The organism is Actinomadura sp. HBU206391 (genome assembly GCF_014323665.1).
Lineage (GTDB): Bacteria > Actinomycetota > Actinomycetes > Streptosporangiales > Streptosporangiaceae > Actinomadura_C.
Genome location: NZ_JABVEB010000113.1, coordinates 1 through 19,646, shown reverse-complemented (window position 1 = coordinate 19,646; position 19,646 = coordinate 1). Strand labels below are relative to the sequence as shown.

Below are 19,646 nucleotides of genomic sequence, written 5' to 3'. Positions count from 1 at the left end.
CCGCACCGCGTCCCGTGGTCATCTCCGGCTGAGCCGCCCACATACAGCACGGTCCGCGCCTCGGACTTCACCACGGCGTTTCAGGCCAGGCGGCTGGGCATCGCGTCAGCGCTGCTGCTTCAACGCTGCTGCTTCAATTGGGCGGCGAAGGCGCGGAAGGCGGCGCGGCCGAAGACCAGCGCGGGGCCGCCGGGGTTCTTGGAATCCCGGACGGCGATGACGCCCGGAAGGCCCGCGATCTCCACACAGTCGCCACCGTTGTCGGTGCTGCGGGTCGCCTTGCGCCACGTGGCGCGGCTCAGGTCCATCTCTCTTCCACCGTTCTGCGGATCAACTCTTGCGAGTGCCGTACGGAGAGAGCACTCGCCCGAAGGGAGGCCAGCGACTCGGAGAGCTTGGCCATTTCGTCCCGGCCGCTCATGGTCAGACCGCGCACGGCCGTTTCCACATACGCTACCTCGCTGCGGTCCTCCATCGTCGCGAGTATGAACGAGCCCGAGAGCCCGTCATGGACCTCGGAGGGGACGTGTCGGCGTCACGGACGAGGGCGAGCGCTGATGGTGGTTGGTCGGCACCTTCAGCGGTACGCGGTGGCGCCGTGGTGGCGGTCAGCGCCCTGGGTCCTCTCGGCGCTGTGCGTGCTGTGGACGTACCAGCGGATGTTCACGGGCCCACGCCGGTGCTCGGTATAGAGCCAGCGGAAGCGGTCCTCGGCGCTGGCGTGGTAGTTCATAACTCCTCCACGTCCGGCACCGGTGAGATCGTTGCACCGGCCGACAGCAGTCTCTCCGCCAATGTGCGACAGCGCCTCCCGAGCTCCAGAGGGTCGAGTACCTCGAAGTCGTGCCCCAGCAGGAGCACGTGCATGAGCACGAAGTCGAGGCTGGCGGCGCCACTGAGCACCTCGCAGAGCTCGCTCCCTCGCCGTCGTACTACGGCCGCCGACGCCGGAATCTGCGCGCGCACCGTGTCGGCCGACGCGTGCACGAGGAAGCGCGCCTGGTGCGGGTAGACCCGACTCGTCACCCCCTCCTGCACGTACGTCGCCGCGTCAGGCGCCGCGCGCGGGCGGAAGCGCCAGGTCCGTGCAGAAACATCGGTCATCCGGTCGACGCGGAAGCTGCGCCAGTCGTCGCGATCGAGGTCGTAGGCGAGGAGGTACCAGCGCCGGTCGGAGGCGACCAGGCGGTAGGGCTCGACCCGCCGCCGTCGCACCTCGCTCCCGGACGGGTAGTCGAAGCCGGCCTCGACTTCGTCGCGGCAGGCTCTGGCCAATGTCATGAGCACCTCGGGGTCGACCGGCGTGCGGCCTCCGCCGAAGGACTCCACCGAGCCGGAGAGCGCGCGCACCTCGTGCCGCAGCCGGGTGGGCAGCACCCGGTCGAGCTTGGTCAGCGCCCGGAGTGCGGCGTCGCCGGCGCCGGCGACCGCGCCACCCGCGCCGGCGAGCAGTGAGACCACGGTGGCGATCGCCTCCTCGTCGTCGAGAAGCAGCGGCGGCAGGTCCTGCCCCGGGCCGAGTTGGTAGCCGCCGCCGACACCTTGGCTGGCATGCACCGGATAGCCGAGCGTGCGCAGCCGCTCGACATCACGCCGTACTGTGCGCGGCGTGACCCCGAGCCGTTCGGCGAGCTCGGGGCCGGTCCAGACCTGGCGCTGCTGCAGCAGCCCGAGCAGGGTGAGCACCCGCTCCGTCGTACCCCGCTCGTCACCGCTCGCCACGTCCATGTCGCCCACCCTGCCAGAGATAGCGGACCGATCCTGTCCGCTAGAGGTGTGAGGGTGGCTCCATGGATGCAGACGAACTCGACTGGAACCGGACGCTGCGCGAGCAGTGGGAGTTCCACTGGAACCATCAGCTCCGAGCCCGGCTCGACGGCCTCACCGACGACGAGTACTTCTGGTCGCCGGTGCCGGAGGCCTGGAGCGTGCGGCCGCGCGGCAGCTCGACGGCGCCCGTGCAGCTCGGTGCCGGGGACTTCACGATGGACTACGCCTTCCCCGTGCCGGTCCCCGCGGCCTTCACCACGATCGCCTGGCGACTCGGTCACGTCATCGTCGGCGTGCTCGCCGCGCGCAACGCGGCTCACTTCGGCGCGCCGGCGGCATCGCAAGAGACCTGGGAGTACGCCGGCAGCGCGGCCACCGCGCTCGACCAGCTCGAGGCCCAGCTCGATGTCTGGCTGGCCGGGGTGCCCGGCCTCGGCGACGCCGGGCTCCGGGACCCGATCGGCGCGAAGGAGCCCTTCCCCGAGGCGCCGATGGCCGATCTGGTGCTGCATATCCACCGCGAGTTGATCCACCACCTGTCCGAGGTCTGCCTGCTGCGCGACCTCTACCTGCATACGAAACACGCTACGAACGGAGCAACCCGATGAGCCGCCACCTCCAGGTCACCTTCGACGCCCACGACCCGCGGGCGCTGTCGTTCTTCTGGCGAGACGTACTCGGCTACGTCCACCCCGGTCCGCCCGGAGTCGACCTGCCCGAGGACGCCGACCCGCTGGCCGCGTGGGACGACTTCCTCGCGCGGGTCGGCGTACCGGAGGAGCAGCGCAACACGAGATCGGCCATCGAGGACCCGGACGGGCACGGTCCACGGCTGTTCTTCCAGCAGGTGCCGGAGGACAAGGTCGCCAAGAACCGCGTCCACCTCGACGTCCGTGCGGCTCCCGGACTGCAGGGAGAGGAGCGGATGGCGGCGCTGGAGGTCGAGTGCGACCGGCTCGTCGCGCTGGGAGCAACGCGGGTACGTCGCTTCGAGCCCGCTCCCCCGATGAATGCCGGCTTCATCGTGATGACCGACCCCGAGGGCAACGAGTTCTGCCTGGACTGACGCAGCTCAGCTGTAGTCGCGGAAGCCGCGGCCGGTCTTGCGGCCGAGGTGGCCGGCGGTGACGAGGTGCTTCAGCGGTCGCATGAGGTGACACGAGATTCGGCACCCACACCCTGCGTGGTGTGCGGGCCCTGAGTCCCCGCACCGTGACCTCTACCCTGCTGGGAACCCTCCGAGAGGACGCCCGTTCACGCGGCGAGTTCGTCGCCCTCACCAGTTCATGAAAGGCGGCAGAGACCATGGAGATCTGGATCAATCCCGAGTGCTCCAAGTGCCGTTCCGCGCTCTCGATCCTCGACGACGCGACCGCCGAGTACACGGTGCGCCGGTACCTGGACGATCCGCCGACCGGCGATGAGATCCGCGAAGTGCTGGCCAGGCTGGCCCTCGAACCGTGGGACATCACCCGGACCGGAGAGGCCAGGGCCGCCGAACTCGGCCTGGCCGACTGGCCCCGCGACGCTGACAACCGTGACCGCTGGATCGGGGCGCTGGCGGAGAACCCGATCCTGATCCAGCGGCCGATCATCACGGTCAAGGACGGCCCTGCCGTGGTCGGCCGGACCGAGCAGGCTGTACGGTCGCTGCTCGACCAGTGAGCCGGTCAGCACGTTCTCGAGGTGGCCCACGAATCGGCGCGCAGCCACCGGGGGATGGTTTGCGATCGTGCCGTCCCGGCGTCCGGCACCCGGGAGTTGGCCGCCCTCGCGGCGACGGCAGGCAAACCCCAGCCAGGGTAAGCGCTTGTCGATACCTCAGTGACCGACGTCGTGGTCGCCGGCCTCGATGAGCCGGCTCTCATAGGCGAAGATCACGATCTGGGTGCGGTCGCGCAGGCCGAGTTTGGCGAGGATGCCCGACACGTGCGACTTGACGGTTGCGGGGCCGATGAAGAGTTCCTTGGCGATCTCCGAGTTGCTGGCTCCCCGCGCGATGGCGGCCATCACCTCGCGCTCCCGGTCGGTGAGGCGGTCCAGGCGGCGTGAGACGGCGGCGTTGACGGTGAGACGCTCGGTGAACTGGCCGATGAGGCGCCGGGTGATCGACGGGGCCAGTAGCGCCCCGCCGTCGGCCACGGTGCGGACGGCGTTGGCGAGCTGGTCGGTGGGGATGTCCTTGAGCACGAAGCCGCTCGCACCGGCGCGCAATGCCTTGAAGACGTACTCGTCGGGGTCGAACGTGGTAAGCATCAGCACCCGGACGTTCCAGTCGGATTCGGCGAGGATCCTGGAGGTCGCCTCCAGGCCGTCCATGTCGGGCATCCGGATGTCCATGAGGATCACGTCGGGGCGATGCCTGCGTGCCACCTCGATCGCCTCGAGCCCGGTCCCGGCCTCGGCGACGACCTCGATGTCCTCCTGGACCCGCAGGATCATGGCGAAGCCTCCCCGGACCAGCGCCTGGTCGTCGACCACGGCGACACGGATGCTCACGCGGCTCCCTCCTCGCCTGGCGGCTCGTCGGTGCGTGAACGAACCCGCTGTGTTGAGTTGTTCGCTGCACTCCTCGCCTGGCGGCTCGTCGTTTCGCTCAAACCGGCTCGCCTCCGGTGGGCAGGTGGGCGACGACTCGGAACCCGCCGCCCGGGCGCGGCCGAGCGTCGAGGGTGCCGCCCAACAGTAGTGCCCGCTCCCGCATCCCGATGATGCCGTGACCTCTTGTGCCGCCCGGGCCGGCACCCGATCCGGGCATGGCGGTGGCGGCGCCGTGACCGTCGTCGAGCACGTCGATGACGATCCCGCTCCTGTCGGTGCCGAGCCGCACCTCGGTGTGGGCACCGGGCCCGGCGTGCTTGAGCACGTTGGTGAGTGCCTCCTGGACGATGCGGTACGCGAACAGGTCCACGCGGGCCGGAAGCTCGGCCGACGCCCCGTCCGTCGCCAGCGACACTTCTACGCCGGCCCCGCGGATCTGCTCGACGAGCCGGGGGAGATCCGCGAGGCCGGGCTGGGGGCCCAGTCCGTCAAGGTCGGTCTCCGGTCGGAGGACCCCGAGCAGGTGGCGTAGCTCGTCGAGCGCCTGGCGTCCGGCCTCCTCCACCGCTCCCATCGCCCGCAGGGCGCCGGCGGGGTCCTCGGAGGCCACGGCCTTGGCCGCGCCCGCCTGCACTGTCATGAGGCTCACCCGGTGGGCGACCACGTCGTGCAGTTCGCGCGCGATGCGGGTCCGTTCCTCGGCCACGATCCGGCGGGCCTCGGCGGCCTGTTCCCGCAGCGACTGGGCGGTGCGCTCCCCGCGCAGCCGGAGGCGGCGCCCGACGTACCACGTGCCGAACATGGCGACGCTGCCGTAGACGACGGCGTCCTGCCACGGGGCCGGATCGGTGAGGCCCTCGATGTTGACCACCAGGATGGCCGCGGCGACTCCCATCCAGGCCCATCGATCTTCGGTGGAGTACCGGCCCGCGCTGTACAGGGCAACGAGTGTCACCACCCCGGTGAGGTCCTTGTCGACGAGGCCGCCGAGCGTCACGGCCCAGGCGGTCACCGCCACGCCCACCACGACCAGCGGTGCGCGCCGGCGCCAGTACAGCGCCGCGCCGGCCACGGCGAACACCGGCAGGGCGCCGATCGGGACGTCGCCGATGGGACGGATGGCCAGCGCATCGCCGGGTGCGTCCATCACGAACACCGTCGCGAGGAAGACCGCGAGCGCGAGAACGGCGTCCGCGGCGCGTGGCCAGCGCACGAAGGGGCCCCGAAACAGACTCGGGGCGTGCCCGAGAGGCGTTCGGGAAGGCGGCGTCATGCGGTTCACCATCGCTCCACGGTGAGACATCAGGTGGCCCGTCGCGGCTCGTCAGCGGGCACGGCCCCACCGTAAGCCAGGCCGTACGTGTGGTCATCCGCCTGCAGGCGGATGCGGGCTCCGCCGTCCGGCGGGAACAGCCCGCGCCGACGGCTGCACACAACCCGCCTCGCGACGGAAGGCCTACCCGTCCGCGGGCGGGCGACCGCGCCGGTCCCGGCGCGCACGGTTGAGCACGGCGCCGCTGCCGGCGCACCCGTCGCCTGAACCGGAGCACCGAAGGAGCACCGTCATGCATCGCATCATCCGTCGTATCGGCGCCGCCAGTGCGCACAGACCATGGGTCACGATCGGGACGTGGGCGGTCGCCGTCCTCATCGTCATGGGGTCGGCGGGCACTGCCGGTGGCACGTTCGCCGACGACTTCGTCGCCCCCGGCAGCCAGAGTGAGCAGGCGATGGAGTTGCTCGAGGAGCGCTTCCCCGAAGCGGCCGGCGGCAGCGCCATGGCGGTGTTCGCCGCGCCGGAAGGGCAGCGGCTCGAGCGACACCGGCCCGCCATCGACGCCGCGGTGGCCCGGATCGGCGACGTGGAGCACGTGACCACGGTGGCCGCTCCGTTCACCGCCGGCACGGTGTCGCCCGACGGGCGCATCGGCTTCGCCGAGATCGCATTCGACATGCCGTCGACGGAGCTCGGCCCGGAGTCGCTCGCCGCGATCATCGACGCGATGGAGCCCGTACGGGACACCGGCGTCGTGGCGGAGCTCGGCGGCGACGCGGCGTTCATCAACGCCGAGCCAGTGAGCTCGGGTACCGAGGCGGTCGGCGTGCTGGCCGCGCTGGTCGTGCTGCTTGTCGCGTTCGGGACGATCATCGCCGCACTGGTCCCGGTCGCGCTCGCCCTGGTGACGGTCGCCATCGGCCTGGGCGGCATCACGCTGCTGGCCAGCGCGATGGACGTCTCCGGTGCCGCGCCGACCATCGGTGCGATGATCGGGCTGGGGGTCGGGATCGACTACGCCCTGTTCATCATGGCCCGCTGCCGCGAGAACCGGGCCGCCGGTCAGGACAACCCCACCGCGCTGTCGAACGCCATGGGATCGGCGGGCTCCGCCGTCCTGTTCGCCGGCGGCGTCGTCGTCGTGGCGATGGCCGCCCTATCGCTGACCGGTCTGGGCTTCCTGATCTCGGTCGGCCTCAGCGCCTCGCTGGTCGTGCTCTTCGCCGTGGCCACCGCTCTCACGCTGCTGCCGGCACTGTTGGCGCTGCTCGGCGACCGCATCGACGCTTGGCGGCTCGTCGGCCGTCGGCGGCCCGTCAAGCAGGCCGAGGACACGGCCTGGTGGCGCTTCGCCCACCGTGTCTCCGGTCGGCCGTGGCCGTACCTGATCGTCGCGTCGGCGGTGCTGTTCGTGCTGGCCGCCCCGGCGCTGTCGATGGAGACGGGCTTCCCGGACGCCGGTGACGACTCGACGAGCACCACGCACCGTCGCGCCTACGACCTGCTGGCGGAGGGCTTCGGCCCGGGCTTCAACGCTCCGCTGCTGCTCGTCGCCGACCTGCGCGGCCCGGGCGTGGACGCCCAGGACCTCCCAGCGCTGTCAGCGCGCATCGCCGCCGACCCCGGCATCGCCATGGTCGGCGAGCCGCGTACCTCCCCCGCCGGGGACACGATCGTGGTGCCCACGATCCCCACCACCGCACCCACGGACGCCGCGACGTCCGAGACCCTCGCCCGCGTCCGCGAACTCGTCCCCGCCAATGTCTCCGTATCGGGCCTGACCGCCATGACCGATGACCTCACCGAGCAGCTCGGCGACACCCTGCCGATCTTCATCGCCGCGATCCTGGCCGCGTCGTTCCTGCTGCTGATGGTCGTGTTCCGCTCCATCGCGGTGCCGCTGAAGGCCGCGGTGATGAACCTGCTGTCGATCGGCGGCGCGTACGGCGTCGTGGTCGCCGTGTTCCAATGGGGCTGGCTCAAGGACCTGTTCAACCTGGAAGAGCCGATCCCGATCGCATCCCCGCTGCCCACGATCTTCTTCGCGGTCCTCTTCGGCCTGTCCATGGACTACGAGGTGTTCCTGCTCTCGCGCATCCGCGAGAACTACGACGCCACGGGCGACACCACCGAGTCGGTGGCCCGCGGCATCGCCGGCACGGGCCGCGTGATCACCTCCGCCGCGCTGATCATGACAGTGGTGTTCCTCGGCTTCATCGCCAACCCGTCACCGCTCGTCAAGATGCTGGGCCTGGGGCTGTCGACGGCGATCGTGCTCGACGCGACGATCGTCCGGATGGTGCTGGTGCCCGCGGCCATGGCCTTGTTGGGCCGGGCGAACTGGTGGCTGCCCCGCTGGCTCGATCTCCGGCTGCCCCACGTGGGCCTGGAGGGCGCTGACGACGTCTCCCGGCGGTCCGAGCAGGTGCCCGCCGGCGCGTCCGGGCGCGGCTGATGCCACGGTCCCCACGCCTTGGGAGCGGTGGTCGCGGTTTGCCGCGACGGAGGCCCGGACCTGCTCATCGACGACATCCGGACCTTCTGCCGCCCCTTGCACTGACACCGGGCGCCGCGCCGACCCTGGTGGCCGGCGCGGCACAGGGCGGGGACGAGACCGGCGGCTGACAGCGATCTGTGGGCGTTCTGCGAGGCCGCGGCGGCAGCCTGCGCCCATGAATCATCCGTTCCAGGCCGAGGGCCTGGTCAAACGCTACGGCCGGACCACCGCCCTCGCCGGCGTCGAGATGACCGTGCAAACCGGTGAGGTGCACGGCTTCCTCGGCCCCAACGGCGCCGGCAAGACCACGACGATCAGGATCCTGCTGGGCCTGGTGCGCGCGGACGCGGGCACCGCCCGGCTGCTCGGCGGCGACCCGTGGCGCGACGCCGCTGAGCTGCACCGGCGGCTGGCCTACGTCCCCGGAGACGTCAGCCTGTGGCCGGCGCTCAGCGGCGGAGAGGTCATCGACCTGCTCGGCCGGCTGCGCGGCGGCCTGGACCCGCGCCGCCGCGAGCGGCTGCTGGAGCGGTTCGAACTCGATCCGCGCACCAAGGTTCGGGCCTACTCCAAGGGCAACCGGCAGAAGGTCGCGCTCGTGGCGGCGCTCGCCTCGGACGTGGAACTGCTCGTGTTCGACGAGCCGACTTCGGGCCTCGACCCGCTGATGGCCGAGGTGTTCATGGAATGCGTGGCCGAGGAGCGCCGGGCCGGGCGTACCGTGCTGCTCGCGAGCCACATCCTCGCCGAGGCGGAACGGCTCTGCGACCGGATCAGCATCATCCGCGCCGGCCGGATCGTCGAGGCCGGAACCCTGGCGGAGCTGCGCCATCTGACCCGGACCGTTGTGGACGCCACCCTGGAACGGCCGCCGGCCGACCCGGCCGCCCTGTCCGCCGCGGACGACGTGCGGATCGAGGGCACTCGCGTGCACTGCCGGGTCGACGCCGACCGGCTCGGCGCGCTGCTCCGCGAGCTGGCCGATCATGGGGTGCGCGACCTGGTCAGCCGGCCGCCGACACTCGAGGAGCTGTTCCTGCGGCACTACCGAACCGACCGGGAGCCCGCCCCGCGCGAGGAGAGCACGCGATGAGGGCACTGAGGGCGCTGCCGACGCCGATGGCCTTCGCGGGGGCGGGTGTGCTCGCCCGGGCTGGGGTGCGGCGGGATCGGATCCGGCTCGGCGGGTGGGTCGTGCTCACGGCCGGTCTCGTGGCGGCGACCGCGTCGTCCGTCACGAGCCTGTACGCCGATCCGGCGGACCGGCGGGACTACGCCGCGACCGCGGGCACGAACTCGGCCATCGGCGGTCCCGGGGCCGGCACCGACACCCTCGGCGGGATCACGGTCCACGAGATCGGCACCATCACACTGATCCTGGCCGCGGTGGCCGCCATCCTGCTGACCGTGCGGCACACCCGCGCCGAGGAGCAGACCGGACGCGCGGAGCTCGTCGGCGCGGCCGCGACGAGCCGACATGCCCGGCTGGCGGCGGCACTGGCCGTGGTGGGCGGAACGCAGCTCGCGATCGGCGCGCTCTCCGCAGTGAGCCTGATCGGGTTCGGCCTGCCGGCGGGCGGCTCGCTCGCCTTCGGGCTCGCCGTCGCCGGCACCGGCTGGGTCTTCGCGGGCGTCGCCGCGGTGACGGCGCAGATCTTTGAGCACGCCAGGACCGCCGCCGGGGTCGCGCTGGCGGGGTTCGGAGTCGCGTTCGTCCTGCGTGCCGTGGGGGACGTGAACGGCGGCACCGCCGTGGGGCGGCTGTCGCTGTTGTCGCCGATCGGCTGGGCGCAGCGCGTGCGCGCCTACGCCGGTGAACGCTGGTGGGTGATCGGGCTGCTGGTCGTGACCGGCGCCGTCCTCGCCGGTGTCGCGGTGGCGTTGAGCGCTCGCCGTGACGTGGGCGCAGGAGTGATCCAGGCGCGACCCGGCCGCGCCAGGGCGACGCCGCGGCTGTCCGGGCCCTGGGCGCTGGCGTGGCGGCTGCAACGGGGCGGCCTGATCGGCTGGACCGCCGGGGTGGCACTCGTCGCGGCCGTTCTCGGTGCGAGCGCGCATGACATCGGCACCACGGCCGGGAACAACGAGAACGCCGCGGACGTGATCACTCGGCTGGGCGGAGCGGGCGACCTGACCGACAGCTTCCTCTCCTGGGTCCTGCGGGTGGCCGGTATGGCGGCCGCGCTGTTCGCGGTCGCAGCGGTGCTGCGAGTGCGGTCGGAGGAGACCGGGCTGCGCGCCGAGCCCGTGCTGGCGGCGGCGGTGCGACGGGTGCGCTGGGCGGCCGGTCATCTGGTCGTGGCGGCCACCGGAACGGTGTCGATCATCGCGGTGTCGGGACTGGTCGTCGGCCTGGTGCACGGGCTGCGGACCGACGACCTGGCGGACCAGCTGCCGCGAATGCTGGCCGGCTCGCTCGCGCAGATACCGGCGGCCCTGGCCGTGGCGGCGGTCGCGGTGGCGCTGGTCGGGCTGCTGCCCCGGCTCGCTCTCGGCGCCTGGGCGTTCGCGGCGGCGGCTGTGCTGCTCGGCCAGGTCGGTGCGGCCCTGGGGCTGGACCAGTGGGCGCTGGACGTCTCGCCGTTCACGCATGTGCCGAGGCTGCCGGGCGGGGCCTTGACGACGACCCCGCTGGTCTGGCTCACGGCCGTCGCGGCGGCGCTCACCGCCGCCGGCCTGGCCGGGCTGCGACGACGCGACATCACGGGGTAACGCGCAGCTGGGCCTTGATGAGGGCGAGCGCGTCGTCGCGGCCCATGCCGAGCCCGCGGGCGTACGCGGCCTCGTGGGCGTGCTCGCCCAGTCGCTCACGCAGCTCCCGCAGCAGCCCGGCGACATCGGGCGCGAACGTGTCGGGCGCGCCGCGCAGCGCGTGCGCCGCGCCCAGCACCTCCGCCGCCGTACCGGCGGCACCGTGGCAGAGGGTCAGCCGGGCCGCGCCGACACCGACGAGAGCGGCGATCGGCATGTCCGGCGGTTCCACGGCGAGGCCGAACGCCTGGGTCAGATGCCGCCGCGCCGCCTCGAGATCACCCGTGGCGGCCGCCAGCTTGCCCTGTCCGGCACCGAGCATGGCGCGAGCGTGCGGCAACAGCGATGGCGCCCGGCCGAGCTCCGCGGCCGCGTCGTACTGCCGGGCGGCGTCCTCCAGATCACCGGCGTAACGCGCCAGGTCTCCGAGGGTGATCCTCAGCAGAAGGAGGCGGTCGGCGGGCGGCGGGCGCACCCCCGGCTCGACCATCGCACGGAGCTCCGTGCGGGCCCGGGCGATGTCGCCCAGCCGGGCGCGGGCCTCGGCCAGCAGCACCCGCTGCTGTACGGCGCCCTCATCCGGGTCCAGCTCGCGCAGCAACCGGATCGACTCCTCCAGCGTCTCGATCGCCGCTGCGAAGTCTCCGAGCACGCTGTGCGTGAACCCGAGGTAGGTCAGCGAATGGCCGAGCCCCCAGCGCTCCCCGGCCGACCGGAACGCGGTGACCGCGGTCGCGAGGTCCCCGTGCATCCCGGCGAGATCTCCCCGGTTGGCGTCGAGCAGCGCCCGGATCAGCCACAGCATCGCCCGGGTCCACGGATCGGGATGTGCCAGCCGTGCCTCGATCGCCGCCGCACCGGCGGCCAGATCGTCGGTGCACAGCGCGATGGCGGGTTCGAGGAGCACGGAGACGGGATGAGCCGGGTCGTCGTCCGTCCCGTCGAGCCGGGTCCGCAGCCACTCGACGGTGGCGCGGGCGTCCGCGTGCCCGCCGGACAGCACGGTGTTGATCAGATAGAAGACGGCGGCGTTGACGGTGGCCCGCCTCGGCACCGGCCCGGGGACCTCCAGGGCGAGCCGCAACCGGCTCGCGGTCTCGCCGTGCTCGCCGCTGATTGTCCAGAGCGGCCCGAGCGCGGCCGCGAACCGCACGGCGGTCTCGGCGTCACCGGAATCACAGGCCAGGTGCAGCACCGCGGGCAGGTTTCCGCGTTCGGCGACGAGCCGGGCCACCCACGGCAGTTGGTCAGGGCCGCGGAGGTGCGGTTCGGCCCGTTCGACCAGATCGAGGAAGTGGTCGCGGTAGGCCGCGCGTACATCGGCCGTCTCCTCCGCGTCGTCCAGCCGCTCCAGGGCGTACTCCCGCAGCGTCTCCAGCATTCGGTAGCGCGGCACCGAGCCCGGCACCGACTGCAGCAGCGACTTGTCCGCGAGCGCGGAGAGCAGGTTGAGCGCGGTGGTCGAATCGGGGGGCAGGCCGCCCACTCGGGCGGCCGACTCGGGCGTGATCGTGCCGGGGAACACCGCGAGCCGCCGCGCGAGCCGGCGTTCCTCGTCGTCGAGCAGCCGCCAGCTCCAGTCGACCACGGCGTGCAACGTCCGGTGCCGCGGCAGTGCCGTACGAGAGCCGGTGAACAGCTCGAACCGATCGGCGAGCCGACGCGCGATCTCCTCGACCGGCAGGGTGCGCGTCCTGGCGGCGGCCAGCTCGATCGCGAGGGGCAGGCCGTCCAGCCGGTGGCAGATCTCGGCGACCGGCCGTACGTTGTGCTCGGTGACCGTGAAGTCGGGCCGAACGGCGGCCGCGCGGTCGGCGAACAGCCGTACCGACGTGGCGCCCACGGCTGCGGCGGGGCCGAGATCCGGGGCGGGCAGGTCGAGCGGGGGCACCGGGCACAGTGCCTCGCCGGTGATGCCGAGCGGCTCACGGCCGGTGGCGATGACGCGCAACCGCGGACAGCGGCCGAGCAGATCCTCGACCAGCCGAGCGGCGGCGTCGACGAGATGCTCGCAGTTGTCCAGGACGAGGAGCGTCTCGGCACCCGACAGCGCCTCGGCCAGCCGGCTCGTCACGTCCCGGGGCACGGTCGGCGCGTCGAGCCGGCCGCCCTCGCGCAGCTTGAGCGCGTGGACGACTGCGCGTGGCACGTCTGCGGGATCGGTCAGGGCCGCCAGTTCCACCAGCCAGACCCCGCCGGGCATCTCACCGGCGAGCGCAGCGGCCACGGTCGTGGCGAGCCGCGTCTTACCGGCGCCGCCCGGGCCGACGAGTGTGACCAGCCGGCCCTCCGCGAGCTGCTTGGCGATGCGGGTCTGCTCCTCGGCGCGACCGATGAAGCTGGTCAGCGGAGCCCGCAGGTTGCCGGGCGGGCGGCCGTCGTCGGACGGCCGGTTTCGCGCCGCCCGCGTCACGTCCTCGCCGCGGAGCACGGCAAGGTGCAACTCCCGCAGCTCCGGGCCGGGATCGGTGCCGAGTTCCTCGGCCAGCAGGCGGCGGAACGCCTCGTACGCGGTCAGCGCTTCGGCCCGCCGGCCGGCCGCATGCAGGGCCTTGACGAGCAGATGGCGCGGCCGTTCCCGCAGCGGGCTCAGCGCCGCAAGCTCCTCCAACTCGGCCACCAGGGCGGACGGGTCGGCCCCGGTCTCCAGGTCGGCCGCCACGCGATCCTCGGCCGCGGTGAGCCGCAGCTCGGTCAACCGCGCCGCGGCGGCCGCGGCGAAAGGGCTCCGTCCCGCCTCGCCCAGCGGCTCGCCCCGCCACAAACCGGCCGCCTCCCGCAACCGCAGCGCGGCCCCCTCGAAGTCGCCTTCCTGGAGCGCGCGTCGGCCCTGTCCGGTGAGCCGCTCGAACCGCAGCGAGTCCACCGAGTCAGCGGGCAGGTCCAGCCGATAACCCGCAGCCGCCGCCAATAGGACGGGCCCGTCCACGCCGTCCGGCAGCGCCCGGCGCAACCGGGACACCAGCGACTGCAGCGCGTGCGCCTCGTTAGCCGGGCCGCCCTCCGGCCACAGCGCCCGCGCCAACGACTCCACCGTGACCACGCGGCCCGCGTCCATGGCCAGCCGGATGAGCAACGTGCGGACCCGGGCACCCCCGATCTCGACGATCTCGCCATTGGCCACCACCTCGAGCGGCCCCAGGATGCCTACGCGCATACCGCCCACTCTGCCATCCGACTCGGCGGGATCGGCCCTAGGCCGTGTTCCATAGGTCCGCCGCCGGCGGGGACACTGGCCTCGACCTGGTGGATCGCGTGCCCAAAGTGCAGTCAACGCTGAACTACGTGGCCGGGATCGCCGGCCGGCATCGCAAGAAGGTCGGCTCGGTCTGGCGGCTGCTGAACCCGGGACGTCAGGCTCTGCTGGTGCTGGTCCATCTGCGTAAGGGCGAGACGTTCGCGTGTGTGCCGGGAAGTCGCATGGTCAGTGCCGCGAGACCCTCAGCGGAAACGTGCCTTTCCCGACGTTGCTGAGCGTGGTGGTGTTCGCCGTCAGGTACTGGTCCAGGTACGGCGAGCGGTCACCCTGGGTCGGCGCGTCGAACCGTGGGTCCTGCACGCCCAAGGCCAGTCGCGCGTCGGAAACCTTGATCGTTTGGCCCGAGGGTACGTCCCGCCAGCCGGTTGAGTTGATGGTCCCGATCTGCACCCCCAGCCGGTGCCCTCGCTCGAAGGTCCAGTCTGTCGCCTTCAGGTCGATCGAGGTCGATCGGCTGCCGTTCAGCAGTGCGGCGTTCTCGTCGAACATCGTCGCCGTGCCGTCCGAAGCGACGTCCCAGAGCCGTACCCACACGTTGCCCCGACCGGCGGTCTTCAGCGTGATCTGCGGCGTGCCCGTAACCCGCACCTGCTTGGCGGCGGGCGTGGACCAGGTCCAGAGGCTGTCGCCGGGTGCGTCGGCGCGGTGCGGTCCCGTCTGGGCATGCGACAGCGGGCCGGCCAGCGGTCCGTCCTCGATGTCCCAGCCCTTGGCCTGCGGCGCCGTCTTCGGCAGGGGGGCATTGTGCGCGGCGCCGCCGTCGTCGACGTACCGCCCGGACGACAGCCGCACCCGGTACGAGGTGTTGGTCTTCGGCCAGGTCGCCTGCGCCCGCCAGTGGGCGAGACTGTCCTCGATGGCGAAGGCCGGGTCGGTCACTGACGGCTTGGCGCCACGGAGGTACTGGTCGTAGAACCGCATCACCTCGTCGAACCAGCCCGCCCGTCCCATCTTGAGCCGACCCTCGCCGTTGGTCTCGTTGCCGCGCACATGTTCCCACTGGCCGAGCCAGCCGCGCTCCGGGCCCTTGTGGTTGTCGAGATACTGCTCCATGTCCTCGGGCTTGGTGTTGTCCTCGATGAAGCCCGACGTGACGAACAGGGGCGTCTGGGTCCCAGCGGCGCGGGTGGCGAAATCGCGGGCACGCCAGTAGGGCGACCTCGGGTCGGGGTCCTGGGTGTCGGTGAGGTTGTCACTCAGGCACTCGGGGTGGCTCGCCTCATACTCCGCGTTCGCCTTGTAGCGGTCGCTGTCATCACTCAGCGGCGGCATCGTCGCGATCGAGCCATATCCCCGCGGGGTGCTGGTCACGTTGGACCGCGGCACCCCATTGCTGAACAGGTAGTTGTACCTGTTCCACGTCGGTTCCTGGGAAACGATCGCCCGCAGAGGCTTGAGCTTGAGGACATTGGCCGCCAACCCGGTGTTGGCGTCGTACGACTTGCCGTACATGCCCACTTTGCCGGTCGACCAGGGTCGGCTGGCCGACCACTCGACGGCCGCCTTTATATCGGCCTGCTCCCCCGGGCCGAGAAAGTCCAGGCATCCGGTGCTCCCGCCGAAGCCGCGCAGGTCGACCATCACGAAGGTGTAGCCGCGCGCCATCAGGTGTGCACCGTCGATGAAGTCCTGGAAGCGCGCCGACGGCCCAACCCGGTCCCACCCCTCGGGATCAGTCTGCCCCGCGTGCGCGAAGTAGGGGCCCACAGAAAGGATCACCGGCGTCTTCGCATCGGCCGGTAGGTGTGCCGGGCGTAGCACGTCGGCGTGCAGCTCGACATCGCTGCCGTCAGAGGACGGGAAGTATGCCTCCGTCCACGCCGCGCCCTCGGGAACCCGTGGGTTCTGCTCATGGGTGATCGGGGCGTCAGATGCCGCAGACACCGGTGCGGCCTGTGCCGACGCGGGCAAAAAACCGCCGGCGGCGAGGGTGGTGATGGTGGCCAGTGCACCGGCCGCCGCGACGGCCGATGCCTTCCTGCGAAAGCTCATACAAGCTCCACTGAAATCAGCTCCAGGCGAGAGCCGCCCGGGTTGCTTAGCGAGAGTAAGTTTTTTCTCCGGAGTTGTCGATCTTCGCTCGCCTCGGATTCAGCCGCTCTCGAACGCGCCGCAATTGCCGTCTCCGTCATCGCGGTCGAAACTGCGGGGCCCATCAGCAGCAATGACGCCGCGTGTTCGCGGCATGGCTGTTCTTCGTGCCTTCGGCCTGCACCGAGCGATGCAGACGACACGTCCAGAGGGCCTCACCTGATGCGCCGGCTGTTCAGCCCTCGCGCGTAACCGGCGGAGGTGCATTGTTCGGATCTGCGCTATTCCCGATACGGGTGTTCGCTCAGGCCCACGTGTCGCCAGCGGGTAGTGCAGGTGCCGCGCGCAGATGGCGGCGCCGGCGGGCGGCCAGGCCATCGTTTCGGCGGGCGGCTACGCGGTGCGGGCTCGGATGCTGGCCAGCCAGATCGGCCTGTCGTTAAGGACGGGCCGTAGTACGGCGGCACGCCCGCACCACGCGCGAGATGTCGGGGCCTGGATACCCGCACCCCGGTCGTCACTCAGCGGGTGGTGACGGCCACGCTCGCCTGGACACCTGGCGCTCACCCCGGTTTCGGCACGCCCGACGGCGGCAGGCCGGCCCCGGTCGTGTGCGGTGCCTCCTCGGTGGCGTCGCGTCGGCCCAGGTTGTGGAAGAGGCGGCCGGGCCACCAGAACCAGCGGCCGAGGTCGAGCGCCAGGGCGGGCACCAGGACGGTACGGACCAGGAAGGTGTCCAGCAGGATGCCGATACCGATGAGGACACCCATCTGAACCATGGGCACCAGGGGCATTCCGACGAAGATGGCGAAGGTGGCGGCGAGCACGATGCCCGCGGAGGTGATGACGCCTCCGGTGCTGGTCAGGCCCTCAAGTACGCCGTTGGTGTGGCCGATGCGGCCGGTCTCCTCCCGAACGCGGTGCATCAGGAAGATGTTGTAGTCGATTCCGAGGGCGACGAGGAAGACGAAGCCGAGCAGGGGGATGGACCAGTCGATTCCGGCGAACCCGAAGACGTGCTCGAAGAGCAGGTTCGAGGCGCCGAGCGCGGCGAAGTACGAGACGACGACGGTGGCGAGCAGCAGCAGTGGGCCGATCAGGGCGCGCAGTAGCCAGATCAGGACGAGCAGGACGACGGCGAGGACGGCCGGGATGACGGTCGTCAGGTCGCGGTCGGTCGCCCGCTCGGTGTCGAGGGTCTGGGCGGTGGTGCCGCCGACGAGCGCGCCGGCGCCCTCGACCTTGTGCACGGCTTCGCGCAGCTCATCGATGGTGTCCTTGGCCGACTGGCTGTCTGGGACGTCCTTCAGCACCACGGACAGTGCGGCCAGTTCGCCGTCGGTCGTGCGATCGCCGTCCTCGACCCGGGCGACACCGTTCACGGTGGAGGCGGCGGCCTTGACCTCCGCCGTCCTGTCCGCGCTGGTGACGATCGTCGCCGGGTCGGACGCACCGGAGGGGTAGTGCGCGGAGATCCTCTCCTGGGCGACCACCGACTCGGGCTTGTCCTGGAACATCTCGGACTGCTGCAGGCCGAGGCTGATGCCGGCTCCACTGAGCGCTAGAGCTCCCGTGAAGGCCAGGGACATCGTCCAGGACCAGCGGGGCCGGCGGGCGACTGCGGCACCGATGCGTGACCAGACGGTGTCGGCCTTGCGGGCAGGTGTGCCGTTGCGCGGGACGAAGGGCCAGAACACCCAGCGGCCCGCGATGACCAGCAGCGCCGGCAGGACGCTGGTCATCGCGAAGAGGCCGCAGAGCACGCCGACCGCGCCGACCAGGCCGATGGAGCGGGAGGAGTCGAGGTCGGCGAGGGCGAGGCAGGCCAGGCCCACGGCGATGGTGCCGGCGGAGGCGAGGATCGCCGGTCCCGAGCGGCGCAGCGCGATCCGCATGGCCTCGTGCCGGTTCTGGTGGCGGTGTAGTTCTTCGCGGTATCGGGCGATGAGCAGCAGGGCGTAGTCGGTGCCGACGCCGAAGACCAGCACCATCAGGATGCCCGAACTCTGCGGATTGACGGGAAGCTCCGCGTATCTGGCGAGCAGATAGGTGCCCACCTGGGTCAGGACAGCGGCGAAGCCGACCGCCAGCAGCGGGAGCAGCCACAGGAACGGGCTGCGGTAGGTGATCAGCAGCAGGGCGGCCACCACCAGGCCGGTGGCGATCATCAGAGTGGAGTCGAGCGAGTCGAAGACGGCGACCTGGTCGGTGAGCGACCCGGCGGGACCTCCGACGGCGACGTCCACGTCGGGCGGCACGTCGGCGCCGGCGATCCGGCGGATGTCGTCGATGGTGTCGGTGACGTCGCCGACCTCGGTGGACAGTGGGACGACGGTCATCAGAGCCCTGCCGTCCTCGGACCGGATGGGCGGCGATACCTGCTCGCCCTCGGCCGCGAACCGCGCGAGGGCGGCCCGGTCGGCGGTGGCCGTGGCGTCCGCGCCCCGGCCGGTGTAGACGAGCACGGCGGGCATGATCTCGTCCGTACGGAACTTCTCCAACTCCGTGTTGACCTGGGCGGATTCGGCCCCGCCCGGCAGGAAGGCGTTGGCGCTGGTGTCCTCGACGTCGCCGAGCCTGCCCGCGAGCGGGCCGAGCACGACGAGGAGGATCAGCCATGCGAGGAGTACGAGCCATTTGGTGCGGCGACCGCCGGGGGCGCTCGCCGCTCGCCTGAGCAGCGCGTTCATGAGTAGTCTCCTGAGTGTGGAGTGCGGCCGGTCCCCGACCGGCGCAGGGGCGTACGAGGCCCGCGCCACGGCGCTGCAGGTGTGACGACCTGCCGTGGCGTACGGGTTGATGCCTGCTGTGTTTCTCCATCGGTACGGCCGGGAGTTGGCGCTCCCGGCCGTACGGCCCTGTGCGTGGTGCTACTCGATGGAGCGCATCATCTTCTCCATCGAGACGATCGAGGCGCGAGCCTGCGTCAGTTCCTCCAGCGTGCGCCGGTGCAGCTCGACGTTGTCCTCCAGTAGCTCGGCGTACTTGGCGGCGAGCCGCCTGTACTGCTCCTCGCGGGCCGCCAGCATGCGGGCACGCCACGTTGCGGCGACCTGCCAGACGACCACGATGAGGAGCAGGAAGACACCACCGGCGCCGACCACCCCCGCCCAGTCCTCTCCAGTCATTTCGCCGTTCCCTTCACGGTCGTTTTCCCTTCCTCGCTGATCGTCCGAGCCGCGGCCGCGACGACGTCAGGGGTCAGTACATGCATGAACGGCGTTACCTCGAAGAACTTCATGGCCTTGCCGTCCTCCGACAGCTCCAGCGAACCGGTCACCAGTCCGGCCGCTTCCAGCCGTTGCAGATGCATGTGGAGCAACGGGCGGCCGATCCCCAGCTCCCGCGCAAGCCGACTGACGTAATTGCGTCCGCCCTCGGCGAGCGCGGCGACGATCCGCAGCCGATGCGGATTGCCGAGCGCCGCGAGAACCTTCAACAGCTCGTCCCCGGTCGGCGGCACCGGGACCTGGCCCATCGCACCCCCTTCGTACTGACCTGCAGCCATGGTGACAGCTACC

Annotated in this window: 17 protein-coding genes; 6 read left to right on the top strand and 11 right to left on the bottom strand. The window is 71.5% G+C overall.

Annotated elements, in window-relative coordinates; translation table 11 throughout:
* Nucleotides 1–119: 119 nt before the first annotated feature.
* The 4 genes from HKK72_RS25390 to HKK72_RS25380 all read right to left on the bottom strand — a co-directional run bounded on the left by HKK72_RS25390 (nt 120) and on the right by HKK72_RS25380 (nt 1,728).
* Complete coding sequence (locus tag HKK72_RS25390; protein ID WP_187236938.1) at nt 120–308, bottom strand: DUF397 domain-containing protein; 189 nt, start codon at nt 306–308, stop codon at nt 120–122.
* The gene (locus HKK72_RS42850; protein WP_222721114.1) at nt 299–475 is read right to left on the bottom strand and encodes a Scr1 family TA system antitoxin-like transcriptional regulator; all 177 of its coding nucleotides are present in this window, start codon (nt 473–475) and stop codon (nt 299–301) included. The genes HKK72_RS25390 and HKK72_RS42850 overlap by 10 nt, the downstream gene beginning before the upstream one ends.
* 102 nt (nt 476–577) lie before the next feature.
* On the bottom strand, nt 578–733 hold the full coding sequence (locus HKK72_RS25385) for a hypothetical protein (RefSeq protein ID WP_187236937.1): 156 nt from the start codon (nt 731–733) through the stop codon (nt 578–580).
* The gene (locus tag HKK72_RS25380; protein ID WP_187236936.1) at nt 730–1,728 is read right to left on the bottom strand and encodes a helix-turn-helix transcriptional regulator; all 999 of its coding nucleotides are present in this window, start codon (nt 1,726–1,728) and stop codon (nt 730–732) included. The genes HKK72_RS25385 and HKK72_RS25380 overlap by 4 nt, the downstream gene beginning before the upstream one ends.
* Nucleotides 1,729–1,790: 62 nt before the next feature.
* On the opposite strand from HKK72_RS25380, the gene HKK72_RS25375 reads away from it, so the two are divergent.
* The 3 genes from HKK72_RS25375 to HKK72_RS25365 all read left to right on the top strand — a co-directional run bounded on the left by HKK72_RS25375 (nt 1,791) and on the right by HKK72_RS25365 (nt 3,435).
* A complete protein-coding gene (locus HKK72_RS25375; protein ID WP_187236935.1) occupies nt 1,791–2,378 on the top strand; it encodes a DinB family protein in 588 nt (195 codons plus the stop codon).
* Entirely contained in the window at nt 2,375–2,836 is a 462-nt protein-coding gene (locus tag HKK72_RS25370) for a VOC family protein (RefSeq protein ID WP_187236934.1), read from the top strand. Before HKK72_RS25375 ends, HKK72_RS25370 begins: the two co-directional genes overlap by 4 nt.
* Before the next feature lie 239 nt (nt 2,837–3,075).
* Complete coding sequence (locus HKK72_RS25365) at nt 3,076–3,435, top strand: arsenate reductase family protein (protein ID WP_187236933.1); 360 nt, start codon at nt 3,076–3,078, stop codon at nt 3,433–3,435.
* A gap of 156 nt (nt 3,436–3,591) precedes the next feature.
* On the opposite strand, the gene HKK72_RS25360 is transcribed toward HKK72_RS25365, so the two are convergent.
* Both HKK72_RS25360 and HKK72_RS42345 read right to left on the bottom strand, forming a co-directional pair.
* Nucleotides 3,592–4,269, bottom strand: coding sequence for a response regulator transcription factor (locus HKK72_RS25360; protein WP_187236932.1), 678 nt, complete (start codon nt 4,267–4,269; stop codon nt 3,592–3,594).
* A gap of 97 nt (nt 4,270–4,366) precedes the next feature.
* On the bottom strand, nt 4,367–5,524 hold the full coding sequence (locus HKK72_RS42345; RefSeq protein ID WP_222721112.1) for a sensor histidine kinase: 1,158 nt from the start codon (nt 5,522–5,524) through the stop codon (nt 4,367–4,369).
* Nucleotides 5,525–5,876: 352 nt separating this feature from the next.
* On the opposite strand from HKK72_RS42345, the gene HKK72_RS25350 reads away from it, so the two are divergent.
* The 3 genes from HKK72_RS25350 to HKK72_RS25340 all read left to right on the top strand — a co-directional run bounded on the left by HKK72_RS25350 (nt 5,877) and on the right by HKK72_RS25340 (nt 10,796).
* Nucleotides 5,877–8,042: an MMPL family transporter gene (locus tag HKK72_RS25350; protein WP_187236930.1), complete on the top strand. Its 2,166-nt coding sequence runs from the start codon at nt 5,877–5,879 to the stop codon at nt 8,040–8,042.
* 217 nt (nt 8,043–8,259) lie between these two features.
* Nucleotides 8,260–9,177: an ATP-binding cassette domain-containing protein gene (locus HKK72_RS25345; protein WP_187236929.1), complete on the top strand. Its 918-nt coding sequence runs from the start codon at nt 8,260–8,262 to the stop codon at nt 9,175–9,177.
* The gene (locus HKK72_RS25340) at nt 9,174–10,796 is read left to right on the top strand and encodes an ABC transporter permease (RefSeq protein ID WP_187236928.1); all 1,623 of its coding nucleotides are present in this window, start codon (nt 9,174–9,176) and stop codon (nt 10,794–10,796) included. The genes HKK72_RS25345 and HKK72_RS25340 overlap by 4 nt, the downstream gene beginning before the upstream one ends.
* Here the strand turns inward: HKK72_RS25340 and HKK72_RS25335 are convergent.
* The 5 genes from HKK72_RS25335 to HKK72_RS25310 form a co-directional block, all read right to left on the bottom strand.
* Complete coding sequence (locus tag HKK72_RS25335; RefSeq protein ID WP_187236927.1) at nt 10,786–13,992, bottom strand: BTAD domain-containing putative transcriptional regulator; 3,207 nt, start codon at nt 13,990–13,992, stop codon at nt 10,786–10,788. The two genes, HKK72_RS25340 and HKK72_RS25335, sit on opposite strands and share 11 nt — an antisense overlap.
* 267 nt (nt 13,993–14,259) lie before the next feature.
* On the bottom strand, nt 14,260–16,086 hold the full coding sequence (locus HKK72_RS25325) for a CocE/NonD family hydrolase (protein ID WP_187236926.1): 1,827 nt from the start codon (nt 16,084–16,086) through the stop codon (nt 14,260–14,262).
* A gap of 602 nt (nt 16,087–16,688) precedes the next feature.
* Nucleotides 16,689–18,815, bottom strand: coding sequence for an MMPL family transporter (locus HKK72_RS25320; protein WP_187236925.1), 2,127 nt, complete (start codon nt 18,813–18,815; stop codon nt 16,689–16,691).
* A gap of 180 nt (nt 18,816–18,995) precedes the next feature.
* Nucleotides 18,996–19,253 (bottom strand): hypothetical protein, encoded by a 258-nt coding sequence (locus HKK72_RS25315; RefSeq protein WP_187236924.1) that lies wholly within the window; start codon nt 19,251–19,253, stop codon nt 18,996–18,998.
* Nucleotides 19,250–19,646: ArsR/SmtB family transcription factor (locus HKK72_RS25310; protein ID WP_261987172.1), on the bottom strand; the 397-nt coding region annotated here is incomplete at its 5' end. The genes HKK72_RS25315 and HKK72_RS25310, both read right to left, overlap by 4 nt.

Bases quoted from the DNA above. Each gene is read 5' to 3' on its own strand.
- HKK72_RS25335 (WP_187236927.1), bottom strand. From the start codon at position 13,992: ATGCGCGTAGGCATCCTGGGGCCGCTCGAGGTGGTGGCCAATGGCGAG.
- HKK72_RS25365 (WP_187236933.1), top strand. From the start codon at position 3,076: ATGGAGATCTGGATCAATCCCGAGTGCTCCAAGTGCCGTTCCGCGCTC.
- HKK72_RS25350 (WP_187236930.1), top strand. From the start codon at position 5,877: ATGCATCGCATCATCCGTCGTATCGGCGCCGCCAGTGCGCACAGACCA.
- HKK72_RS25345 (WP_187236929.1), top strand. From the start codon at position 8,260: ATGAATCATCCGTTCCAGGCCGAGGGCCTGGTCAAACGCTACGGCCGG.
- HKK72_RS25340 (WP_187236928.1), top strand. From the start codon at position 9,174: ATGAGGGCACTGAGGGCGCTGCCGACGCCGATGGCCTTCGCGGGGGCG.
- HKK72_RS25320 (WP_187236925.1), bottom strand. From the start codon at position 18,815: ATGAACGCGCTGCTCAGGCGAGCGGCGAGCGCCCCCGGCGGTCGCCGC.
- HKK72_RS25315 (WP_187236924.1), bottom strand. From the start codon at position 19,253: ATGACTGGAGAGGACTGGGCGGGGGTGGTCGGCGCCGGTGGTGTCTTC.
- HKK72_RS25390 (WP_187236938.1), bottom strand. From the start codon at position 308: ATGGACCTGAGCCGCGCCACGTGGCGCAAGGCGACCCGCAGCACCGAC.
- HKK72_RS25325 (WP_187236926.1), bottom strand. From the start codon at position 16,086: ATGAGCTTTCGCAGGAAGGCATCGGCCGTCGCGGCGGCCGGTGCACTG.
- HKK72_RS25380 (WP_187236936.1), bottom strand. From the start codon at position 1,728: ATGGACGTGGCGAGCGGTGACGAGCGGGGTACGACGGAGCGGGTGCTC.
- HKK72_RS42850 (WP_222721114.1), bottom strand. From the start codon at position 475: ATGGAGGACCGCAGCGAGGTAGCGTATGTGGAAACGGCCGTGCGCGGT.
- HKK72_RS25375 (WP_187236935.1), top strand. From the start codon at position 1,791: ATGGATGCAGACGAACTCGACTGGAACCGGACGCTGCGCGAGCAGTGG.
- HKK72_RS25370 (WP_187236934.1), top strand. From the start codon at position 2,375: ATGAGCCGCCACCTCCAGGTCACCTTCGACGCCCACGACCCGCGGGCG.
- HKK72_RS25385 (WP_187236937.1), bottom strand. From the start codon at position 733: ATGAACTACCACGCCAGCGCCGAGGACCGCTTCCGCTGGCTCTATACC.